The 8,351-nt window shown below is 70.8% G+C and carries 6 protein-coding genes; 3 read left to right on the top strand and 3 right to left on the bottom strand.

Annotated features, from left to right (window positions below):
* The first annotated feature begins 416 nt into the window (after positions 1-416).
* The 3 genes from CCS38_RS02655 (at position 417) to CCS38_RS02645 (ending at position 4,592) form a co-directional block, all read left to right on the top strand.
* Complete coding sequence (locus CCS38_RS02655; protein WP_223731554.1) at positions 417-935, top strand: MarR family winged helix-turn-helix transcriptional regulator; 519 nt, start codon at positions 417-419, stop codon at positions 933-935.
* 89 nt (positions 936-1,024) lie between these two features.
* Positions 1,025-3,562, top strand: coding sequence for an MFS transporter (locus tag CCS38_RS02650; protein ID WP_504740341.1), 2,538 nt, complete (start codon positions 1,025-1,027; stop codon positions 3,560-3,562).
* Between the two features lie 193 nt (positions 3,563-3,755).
* Complete coding sequence (locus CCS38_RS02645; protein ID WP_223731552.1) at positions 3,756-4,592, top strand: YceI family protein; 837 nt, start codon at positions 3,756-3,758, stop codon at positions 4,590-4,592.
* Positions 4,593-4,715: 123 nt separating this feature from the next.
* Here CCS38_RS02645 and CCS38_RS02640 read toward each other — a convergent pair whose 3' ends face one another.
* The 3 genes from CCS38_RS02640 to CCS38_RS02630 all read right to left on the bottom strand — a co-directional run.
* Positions 4,716-5,501: a TetR/AcrR family transcriptional regulator gene (locus CCS38_RS02640; RefSeq protein ID WP_223731551.1), complete on the bottom strand. Its 786-nt coding sequence runs from the start codon at positions 5,499-5,501 to the stop codon at positions 4,716-4,718.
* Between the two features lie 53 nt (positions 5,502-5,554).
* On the bottom strand, positions 5,555-7,081 hold the full coding sequence (locus CCS38_RS02635; RefSeq protein ID WP_223731550.1) for an MFS transporter: 1,527 nt from the start codon (positions 7,079-7,081) through the stop codon (positions 5,555-5,557).
* A 71-nt stretch (positions 7,082-7,152) separates the two neighbouring features.
* Positions 7,153-8,351, bottom strand: a 1,199-nt coding sequence (locus tag CCS38_RS02630; protein ID WP_504740340.1) for a mannosyltransferase YkcB-related protein, incomplete at its 5' end; no start/stop codon positions are given.

Below are 8,351 nucleotides of genomic sequence, written 5' to 3'. Positions count from 1 at the left end.
TGGGGGGCGCCTTCGTCGACGAAGGCGCGGAACATCTGCGTGCTGCCGGCCGGGTCGTGGTTGCCGTCGGGCGTCTGCGGGTTGTTCGCCATAGGGCGAGACCCTAGCGAACTGGTGGGTAGCCGGACACCCCCAGTCGGTCGAAGCGCGGCTGCGCCCCGGACGGGCGGGCGACGGTGCCGAGCCGGGCAGAGCGCCGCAAAGTGCCGGAGGCGGCGCGGGGGGCTCCGTATGCCCCGGTGAGGGCGGGCGCATACCGCTCTGACCTGCGGATTTACGGAGTGCAGCCGCACCCTTGACTCGTGCACGGTACATCTTTTTGGTTTCCTTTACCCCGTGAACCCCGGATTCGTTTGCCTTCGGCAACCAAGTGGTTCTATGGTTGCCTCAAGCAACAAAAGATTGTGGAGGTGCCCATGGCCGCGCAGGGTCAGTACCAGGAGCTGGCCAGGCAACTCAGCGCCATCGGTGCCGTGAAACGCGAGCTCGGGCGCATCCTGCCCCACGACTGCCCGCCCGCCTCGGTAGGCGTGCTCACCATCCTCGACCGGTACGGCGAGATGCGGATGAGCAAGCTGGCCGAGCTGCTGATGATCGACATGTCGGTGACCAGCCGGCACGTCGCCCACATCGCGGAGCGTGGCTGGATCGAGCGGGAGCCCGACCCTCTGGACAAGCGGTCCAGGCTGCTGCGACTGACAGACCGCGGACGCGAACTGCTCGCCGAGCTGTCCGTCCGTTACACGGACTCCCTCGCCCGGTACCTCGACGACTGGTCCGACGAAGACGTCGGCCGGCTGAACGAGCTGCTCGCGAAGTTGCACGAGAGCTTCGGCGACTGCCGCACCCGGGCGCACCAGGAACCCACGCGTACGGACGTCATGCGTACGGACGTCACGCGGAGCCAAACCACCCGTACATCAGCAGGACGATAAGGAATTACATGGCTACAACCACACCAGCCGGTGTGCGGGGCGGCCACGCCAAGCACGGAGGCGGCGGAAACGCCTCCGCCGGAGCGCCCATGACGCACCGCCAGATCATGGAGGCGCTGTCCGGGCTGCTGCTCGGTATGTTCGTCGCCATTCTTTCTTCGACGATCGTGTCGAATGCGCTGCCGGAGATCATTCACGATCTGGACGGTGGGCAGAGTGCCTACACCTGGGTCGTGACCGCGTCGCTGCTGGCGATGACGGCGACCACCCCGCTGTGGGGCAAGCTCTCCGACCTGTTCAGCAAGAAGCTGCTGGTGCAGCTCTCGCTGGTCATCTATGTCGCGGGCTCGGTCGTCGCCGGTCTGTCGCAGAACAGCGGCATGCTGATCGCCTGCCGAGTCGTGCAGGGCATAGGCGTGGGCGGTCTGTCCGCCCTGGCCCAGATCGTTATGGCCGCGATGATCTCGCCGCGTGAGCGGGGACGGTACAGCGGTTATCTCGGTGCTGTCTTTGCGGTGGCCACTGTCGGTGGGCCGCTGCTCGGGGGTGTTATTACCGACACCTCGTGGCTCGGGTGGCGCTGGTGCTTCTACGTCGGCGTGCCCTTCGCGGTGATCGCGCTGATCGTGCTGCAGAAGACCCTGAAGCTCCCCGTCATCAAGCGCGAGGGCGTCAAGGTCGACTGGCTGGGTGCCTTCTTCATCAGCGCGGCGGTCTGCCTGCTGCTGGTGTGGGTCACGCTGGCCGGCGACAAGTACGACTGGATGTCCTGGCAGACCGGTGCCATGGTCGGCGGCTCCGTCGTGCTCGCGCTGATCTTCATCCTGGTCGAGACCAAGGCGGCCGAGCCGATCATCCCGCTGCGGCTGTTCCGCAACAAGACGATCACGCTGGCCTCGCTGGCCTCGCTGTTCGTCGGTATCGCGATGTTCTCCGGCACCGTCTTCTTCAGCCAGTACTTCCAGCTGGCGCGCGACAAGTCGCCGACGATGTCCGGCGTGATGACCATCCCGATGATCGCGGGGCTGTTCGTCTCGTCGACCGTGTCGGGCCAGGTCATCACCAAGACCGGCAAGTGGAAGGCATGGCTGGTCTCCGGTGGCGTGCTCGTGACCGCGGGTCTCGGCCTGCTGGGCACGATCCGGTACGACACCGAGTACTGGCACGTCGCGATCTTCATGGCCCTGATGGGGCTCGGCATCGGCATGATGATGCAGAACCTGGTGCTCTGCACGCAGAACCAGGTCGCCCCCGAGGACCTCGGCTCCGCCTCGTCCGTCGTCACCTTCTTCCGCTCCCTCGGTGGTGCGGTGGGTGTCTCGGCGCTCGGCGCGGTGCTGGCAACCCGAGTCACGCACTACGTCAAGGACGGCCTGGCCGACCTCGGGCCGGCCGGCGCCAAGGCGGCGGCCCAGGGCGGTACCGGTGGCGGGGGCATCCCGGATCTGGACGCCCTCCCGGCGCCCCTCCGGACGGTCATGGAGAGCGCCTACGGGCACGCTGTCGCGGACATCTTCCTGATCGCCGCCCCGTGCGCGCTGCTCGCCTTCCTTCTGACGCTTTTCATCAAGGAGGTCGCCTTGAAGACCAAGGGTGGACTGGCCCAGTCCTCCGACGACGGCTCGGACGCCACGGCGTCCGGCGCCACCGCGGACACGACGGCGGTTCCGGCCGACGCCGCGGCCGCCCCGGCCACCGCTTCGGCCGCCTCGACCGAGGCGCTGGAGCCGGCTCTGGTCGGCGCCCCGTCCGTCGCCCCGGACGAGCACACCCCGTCGTGGGCCCAGCCCCAGCCGGTCGCGGCCACCCAGGCCCAGCCGCTGGCGGCGTACGCCTCCGCCGGCGACCCCGGCACCCCGGAGGGCCCGGCCATCACCGGCTTCGTCCGGAACGGTGACGGCAGCCCGGTCCCGCGCTCCGCGGTCACGCTGATCTCGCTCAGCGGCCGCCAGCTGGGCCGCTCGGTGGCCCAGGCCAACGGCTCGTACGTACTGAACGCCCCCGGCGCCGGCTCGTACGTGCTGATCGCGGCCGCCGACGGCCACCAGCCGCAGGCGTCCACGGTCGTCGTCGGCGACCAGCCGATCGGCTACGACATCCTGCTCAGCGGCACCAGCGGCCTCCGGGGCCAGGTCCGCAGCGTGGTCACCGGCGCTCCGGTGGACAGCGCGATGGTCGTGGTCACGGACGTCCGCGGTGAGGTGCTGGCGACCGGCAAGACCGGCGTCGAGGGCAACTTCGCCTTCGACGAGCTGGCCGCCGGTACGTACACCGTCGCGGTGAACGCCACCGACTACCGGCCGACCGCACAGCCGGTCGAGGTCAGCGGCCAGGGCACCACCCGCATCGAGATCGCGCTGCAGTCCGGCGCCCGCGTCCAGGGCATCGTCCGGGCCGGCGCCGACCGCCGTCCCCTGCCGGACGCGCGGGTCACGCTGGTCGACGCGGCGGGCAACGTCGTGGCCACCTCCACGACCGGTGCGGACGGCGCGTACGCCTTCACCGACCTGGACACCGGCGACTACACGGTGATCGCCAGCGGATACCCGCCGGTCGCCAACGCGCTGTCGGTCGACGCGGCCGGGGTCGACGGTTACGACGTCGAGCTCGCCCACCCGGGCGACTGACGCTGGTCGGGTGATCGAACGGGGGCCAGGGCGGAAAGCCCTGAGAGCACAGCCCCGGTCCGGGGCGCGCGTTGAGCGGAGACGCGCCCCGGGCCGGACCAAGGGCCCCGGCGGCGGCGGGCGCACAGGCAGGGGACGGCCTGCTCGCCGCCGGCCGGGGCCCACATGTACCAAGCACGAATCGGGAGTGGGTATGAGTTCGACTGGCGCGGGCGTTCGGGCACAGGTCCGGACACGCGACGGCTGGGCGGTCAAGCACGCGGTGCTGACCGTCACGGACATGACGGGCACGCAGGTCCTGCGCGCCACGGCCGACGAGGACGGCGTCGTGCGCGACGCGGCCCCGCTGCAGCCCGGCCCGTACACGGTGATCGTGACGGCCGTGGGCTACGCACCGGTCGCCTCGACCTCGATCGTGACGGCGAGCGGCCGGATGGACGTCGGCAATGTGACGCTGGCCCGGCAGGGCGGCGCGGAGCTGCCGCCGCCCGGACCGTGGACGATCGACCCGATGCACTCGTCGGTGGCCGCCGCCGCGCAGCACCTGGGGATCTCCAGCGTGCGCGGCCGGTTCACGGAGTTCTCCGGGCGGATCGACATCGCGGAGGACGTGACGCAGTCGCGCGTCGAGGCGGTCATCAAGGCCGCGTCGATCGACACCGGCAACGGGATGCGCGACGGCCACCTGCGCAACTCCGACTTCCTGGACGTGGAGACCTACCCGGAGCTGACCTACCGCTCCACGGGTCTCGAAGCGGCCGGGCCGGACCGCTGGATCGTCCACGGCGACCTCGCGCTGCACGGCGTCGAGCGTCAGGTGGACCTGAACCTGTCGTACCTGGGCACGGGCCCGGACCCGTGGGGCGGTACGCGGGCGGCGTTCAGCGCCACCGCCGAGCTGCACCGCGAGGACTTCAAGATGAACTACAACCAGGTCGTGGCGGCCGGTATCGCCGCCATCGGCACCACCCTGAAGGTGGAGCTGGACATCCAGGCGGTCCAGGGGGACTCGCTGCCGATGGCCGGCTGAGTACCCCTCCCCCGGGCTCGGCTGTGTTCGAGCCCGGGATGCCCCCGGGGCCGTTCGTGGCACGCCGCGAACGGCCCGTACGCATCGCTCCGGCCGGCCGCTCACTCCCGACGGCCGGCCGGATCACTCCCCGCGGCCGGCCGACCGGCCCCGGTCGCGGAGCGCCTCGATGCCCGCGATCTGCACGTCCAGCGCGTACGCGAAGTCGCGCTCGCGCATCTCACGGACGCCGACGCCCTGCTGGATCTTCAGCGACTTCTCCGACATCTCCATCGTCTCGGCGAACTCCGGGCGGCCCTGGACCGCCCCGATCACCTCCTGGAAGTGCTCGTCCAGCGTCTTGCCGGTTTCCCGGCAGCGCTCCTCGTGCAGTCCCTCGATCGTGCTGAAGCCGTAGACGAACTGGAAGACCGCGCCGAGCGCCCCGGAGATCTCCTCCTGGGAGAGCCCGCTGCCCTGCATGACGCGCAGCGTCGCGTTGGAGAACGCGATCGCGTGCGGACCGACGTTGAGGTACTCCCCCAGCAGCCGCGGCGCCCAGCGGTGGGTGACCAGTACCTTGCGGTACTCGGCGGCCAGGTGCCGCAGGTGGTCGCGCCAGTCCGCCTCCGGGTCGTTCTCGTCCGGCAGGTCGATCTCGCCGGCCACCGCATCGATGGCCAGTTCCAGCAGGTCGTCCTTGGTGTCGACGTACCAGTACACGGACATCGCCGTGACGCCGAGCGCGGCGGCCAGCCGGCGCATCGAGAACTTCGCGAGCCCCTCCGCGTCGAGCAGCCGGACGGTGGTTTCGACGATCTTGTCCAGATCCAGCCCGGCCGGCTGGTCCGCCTTCCGCTTGAGCGGAGGACGTTCGGTCAGCCAGACACTCTTCCGCGGTTTCCCGGCGCGGCTGCCCGTCGCTTCCATGGCCGGCCCTCCCTCATCGCTGAACTGGTCGTACGCGGTCTGCCGCCTCGATGCTATTCCGCTTCGGCACGGGAGTGACCCGCCCGTTCGGCGCGTTCGGCGCGGCCGAGCAGGATGCCGGCGAGCAGACCTCCCGCGAACACCGCAGCGGCGCCCACCAGTTGGCTGGTCTGGATGCCGGTCGCGAACGCGTCCCGCACGGCGGCGCGGTCCGCGTCCGTACGGGCTGCCGCGAGCGCGGCGGGCAGCGAGCCGGCGCCGGCCGCGACCGCCGGGAGCAGCGCGGCGAAGCGGGAGTTGAGGACCGCGCCGAGGACGGCGACGCCCAGGCCCTGGCCGCACTCCATGAGCGTGCCGTTGACGCCGGCGCCGACGCCGGCCTTGGCGGGCGGTATCGAGGACATGATGGCGTTGGCCATGGCCGGCATGGAGAGCGCGACGCCGATGCCCATGACGATCAGTCCGGCGAGCATGCCGCTGTAGGAGCCCGCGCCCGCGAGCGAAATGGCCGCGAGGCCGCCCGCGAGCAGGGTCATGCCGACGCCTATGGTCCGCGGCGTACCGAGCCTGACCATCAGCCGGCCCGCGACGCCGGAGAAGTTCAGGACCACGGCGGTCAGGGCGAGCGGCGCGATCCGCAGCCCCGCCTCCAGCGGCTCGTATCCGAGCACCATTTGGAGGTGCTGGGTGAGCAGGAACATCGAGCCGCCCATGCCGAACGCCACGAGGATGCCGCCCGCGACGGCGCCGACGAACTTCCGGTCGCGGAAGAAGTGCATGTCCAGCATCGGATGCGGGGTGTGCAGCTCCCAGCGGGCGAAGACGGTGAGCGCGAGGAGGCCGACGAGGGCGGAGCCGAGCACGCGGGCGGAGAACCAGCCGTGGTCGGGGCCCGAGATGATCGCGAAGACCACGGCGACCATGCCGATCATGGACAGCAGGGCGCCGGGCAGGTCGGGACGGTCCCCGGAGGGGTTCTTGGACTCCGGTACCAGCTTCAGCACGGCGATCAGGCCGAGCACCGCGACCGGGATGTTGATCAGGAAGATCGAGCCCCACCAGAAGTGGTCGAGCAGGGTGCCGCCGATCAGCGGACCTGCGGCGAAGCCGAGGGAGTTGACCGCTCCCCATATGCCGATCGCCTTGGGGCGCTCCTCGTTGTCGAAGATCTGGACGACGACGGCGAGGGTGGTGGTCATCAGCAGGGCGCCGCCGATGCCCATGCCGGCCCGGGCGGCGATCAGCTGGCCCGCGGACTGCGCGTAACCGGCGCACACCGAGCCGACGCCGAACAGCACCAGGCCGATGGCCAGCATCTTCTTGCGGCCGTAGCGGTCGGCGGCGTTGCCGGCCGTCAGCAGCAGGCCGGACTGGACCAGCGAATAGGCGTTGATCATCCACTGGATGTCGGCGGTGGTCGCGCCCAGCTCCTTGTTGAGGGAGGGGACGGCGACGTTGAGGACGGTGTTGTCCAGGAGGACGGTGAGCTGCGCGAGGCAGATGACGCCGAGGATGATCCAGCGCGTGGGATGGCGCGGCGGGCTCATGGCGGGGGGCGCGGCGGAGGCCACGGAGGACATACGGGCTCCCTGTACGGTGCGAGCGGATGCTTTACACCGTACAGGGACGCCCTGTACGCCGTACATTCGATTTATGAGCGGGGAGCGGTCAGGTCGTAGAGCGTGGTGCTGCCGACGGTGACCTTCTTGTAGTTGTCGGCCACCCAGGAGGTGATCTTCGAGGAGCTTCCCTGGCCACCGCCCGGGCCACCGCCCATGCCGCCACCCAGGAAGTAGTGGATCTTCCCCTCCTTCACGTACTTCTTGAACTGGGCGAGCGTCGGGGACGGGTCGCTGCCGTTGAAGCCGCCGACGGCCATGACCGGCTTGCCGGTCGCCAGCTGGTAACTGGCGGCGTTCTGCGAACCGATGGAGGCGGCGACCCAGGTGTACTCGTCGGCGTCCGCGAGCAGCTTGGCCTTCACCTCGGTGCTCACCTGCGAGCCGTTGAGCAGGCCGCCCATGCCGCCCGCGCCGCGGGTGGTGCCGCGCTCGCCGACGCCCATGCCGGGCGGCATACCCGTCCTGCCGGGCGCGCCGCCGCCCTGGCCGGGCGGCATGGGCCGTGCGCCGGGGCTCTTGGCGCCGGGCTTCCCGTCCGGACCGCCCATGCCCCCCGGGCGACCCATGCCGCCCGGGCCGCCCATGCCGCCGGAGACCGACGGGCCCGCCGTGATGATCGAGCCCGTGTGCGGGGTGGTCACCGTGTTCAGCGTGTACGCGAGGGGTCCGGCCAGCGATGTGACGAGGCCCAGCCCGGCGGCGCCGACGGCCAGCCGGCGTCCGGCACCCGAGGTGCCCCGCCCGAAGGCCGCCAGCGCGACGGCCGCGAACAGCCCGCCGACCAGTACCACCCAGCGCAGCCACGGCAGCAACGTCGGCGACCGGTCCAGCAGGACGTACGACCAGACCGCCGTGCCCGCGACCGTGACGGCGAGCACGGCCGTCGCCGCGGCGTGCTGCCGCCGCTGCCAGAGCACCGCGGCGCCCATGCCCACCAGCGCCGCGATGTAGGGCGCCAGGGCGATGTTGTAGTACTGGTGGAAGATCCCGGACATGAAGCTGAAGGTCGCGAAGGTCATCAGCAGCGCGCCGCCCCAGACCAGGAACGCGTCCCGCTGCTGCGCGGCCAGGGCGTCCGTCGCGCGCCGGGCCCGCCGCAGGACGCACAGCCCCGCGATCAGCAGCACGAAGGCCGCGGGCAGCAGCCAGGAGATCTGGCCGCCCATGTCGGAGGAGAACAGCCGGTCGATGCCGGTCTCGCCCCAGCCGCCACCGCCGCCGCCCCGGC

The organism is Streptomyces purpurogeneiscleroticus (assembly GCF_020024005.1).
GTDB classification, from domain to species: Bacteria; Actinomycetota; Actinomycetes; order Streptomycetales; family Streptomycetaceae; genus Streptomyces; species Streptomyces purpurogeneiscleroticus.
Note: the sequence above shows the minus strand (reverse complement) of the source record. Positions and strands in the feature narration are given on the sequence as shown.

Bases quoted from the DNA above. Each gene is read 5' to 3' on its own strand.
- CCS38_RS02655 (WP_223731554.1), top strand. From the start codon at position 417: ATGGCCGCGCAGGGTCAGTACCAGGAGCTGGCCAGGCAACTCAGCGCC.
- CCS38_RS02650 (WP_504740341.1), top strand. From the start codon at position 1,025: ATGACGCACCGCCAGATCATGGAGGCGCTGTCCGGGCTGCTGCTCGGT.
- CCS38_RS02645 (WP_223731552.1), top strand. From the start codon at position 3,756: ATGAGTTCGACTGGCGCGGGCGTTCGGGCACAGGTCCGGACACGCGAC.
- CCS38_RS02640 (WP_223731551.1), bottom strand. From the start codon at position 5,501: ATGGAAGCGACGGGCAGCCGCGCCGGGAAACCGCGGAAGAGTGTCTGG.
- CCS38_RS02635 (WP_223731550.1), bottom strand. From the start codon at position 7,081: ATGTCCTCCGTGGCCTCCGCCGCGCCCCCCGCCATGAGCCCGCCGCGC.